At 45.7% G+C, this 1,803-nt stretch carries 2 protein-coding genes and 1 pseudogene; all 3 read left to right on the top strand.

The genetic code is table 11. The features are described 5' to 3' along the window. Nucleotides 1-100: 100 nt before the first annotated feature. Nucleotides 101-971: pseudogene (locus AAC147_RS05935) on the top strand (integrase domain-containing protein). Between the two features lie 69 nt (nucleotides 972-1,040). Next, nucleotides 1,041-1,214, top strand: a complete 174-nt coding sequence (locus AAC147_RS05930; protein WP_156115323.1) for a hypothetical protein — start codon at nucleotides 1,041-1,043, stop codon at nucleotides 1,212-1,214. Between the two features lie 17 nt (nucleotides 1,215-1,231). Continuing rightward, on the top strand, nucleotides 1,232-1,501 hold the full coding sequence (locus AAC147_RS05925; RefSeq protein WP_047679528.1) for a helix-turn-helix domain-containing protein: 270 nt from the start codon (nucleotides 1,232-1,234) through the stop codon (nucleotides 1,499-1,501). Nucleotides 1,502-1,803 lie beyond the last annotated feature (302 nt).

Below are 1,803 nucleotides of genomic sequence, written 5' to 3'. Positions count from 1 at the left end.
CGCACAGATATCCGTCAAGGACAAAGCAGGCATTCCTGTTTTGCCCGCATTGTCGCGCGCCAGAGTTCGCATGTTGTCAGGTATCAATAAGGGGAAGCCAATGAGCCAATTGATTAAGGAATTAAAATTTTTTGCCCGGAAGGCGGGCGGCAGCCACAAAACCTGTCATGACCGTATTCGGATTGCGGGGCGTTTGGGCGCGTTGTTATTGAACCTGAATATCCAGGTTAAAAGTCTCAGCCATTTGAAAGCCAGGCATGTAGAGCATTACGTTGATGCCCGTTTATCTCAGGGGATTGCCAAGCGAACGGTACAAAATGAAATGTCCGCACTGCGTAATATTTTTCGCATGGCAGGGCCGGGAAAAACTGGAAACTTCGCCAAGATTGAGCAATCAGGCATTAGGATTAAGTGGAACCAGCCGTGCCGGAACGAAACAGGCGATCCCTGATGCTACATTTCAGATTGTTTATCAGAAGGCGCTTGGACGTGATGCCGGATTTGCCGTCACACTGAAACTTGCCCGATTGCTGGGGCTACGTTCTCAGGAAGCGGTGCAATGTAGCGCTTCATTGAAAAGTTGGCGGAAACAATTAGATCAACCAGAACCAAAACTGTATGTTGTTTTCGGTACAAAAGGCGGTCGGCCAAGGCAAACCCGCGTACTGGATGTTGCAGCGGTGAAAGAAGCTGTCGAACAGGCCATTGTTATTGCAGAGCAACGAGGTGGCAGGTTGATTGATAAATCAGACCTCAAGCAAGCCATGAACTACTGGCGGACACAGACCACAAGGATTGGTTTAACAGGCTGTTATTCTCCCCATAGTTTGCGTTATGCGTGGGCACAGGGTGCATTGGCTTTTTACCAACAGAATGGTTTTAGCCGTCAGGAAGCAAGGGCACTGGTATCAATGGATTTGGGACATGGTGACGGCCGCGGGCGTTATGTTGAACGGGTTTATAGCCGTTAAACTTAGTTGTTCGGTTATTGAGTTAGATAAAACAATCAGTTAAAGTATTCCTGCCATTGGCAAATACCAATGGTCAGGGATTTGCAACCCTGCGAAAATACCCCACTGGTAGGAAATTTCTACCAGTGTGTTTGCTATCGCCCTTTCAATGGCGGTTTAGACAGGGGAGGCTTCGGCCTCGCCGGTTGGGTATTTTCCGGTATTGCAAACCCTGTCTGGATCGCCACCATCAATATTAATTAATGGAAGGGGTAGCAGGAATGAATAATAACAATGTTCAAAATGACTGGCATCAAGCCGATATCATCGCAGCATTGCGTAAACGGGGTACAACCTTAGCGGCGCTCTCCCGTGAGACGGGACTCAGTTCATCAACATTGGCAAACGCACTCAGCAGGCAGTGGCCTAAAGGCGAGTGGATTATCGCGAATTATCTCGGCATCCATCCCTCAGAGATCTGGCCCAGCCGCTATTTTGATAAACGTGGTCAACTGATTGAGCGTAAGATTCGCAGTAAACCACAGGAATAACCCGTTTTAATTTGTGATCGATGTTGTAAAAATGATAATTTTTTATCTCAAGCCCTGAGCGTAAAATGGCAACCAGATTTGACCATTTTTAACCCTCATGGCTTTTTTGCTTTAAGATGATGAAAAAGAACGCAATAAGTAAGATAAATAATTAAAATCAGTCAGATAGGAAAGAAAAAGCAAGGAAAAAAACTTAGGGGCATTAAAAGGGGCATAAACTGAATGAAAGGTAATAAAATTTAACTATTCAACAAGTTATAATGTTTTTCGATTCCGCCTCCGGCACCACGATTTTAAAGCTA

Source organism: Xenorhabdus sp. NBAII XenSa04 (assembly GCF_963866145.1).
Taxonomy (GTDB): Bacteria; Pseudomonadota; Gammaproteobacteria; order Enterobacterales; family Enterobacteriaceae; genus Xenorhabdus; species Xenorhabdus indica.
The sequence above is the reverse complement of the archived record's forward strand: the minus strand, read 5'-3'. Positions and strand labels throughout refer to the sequence as shown.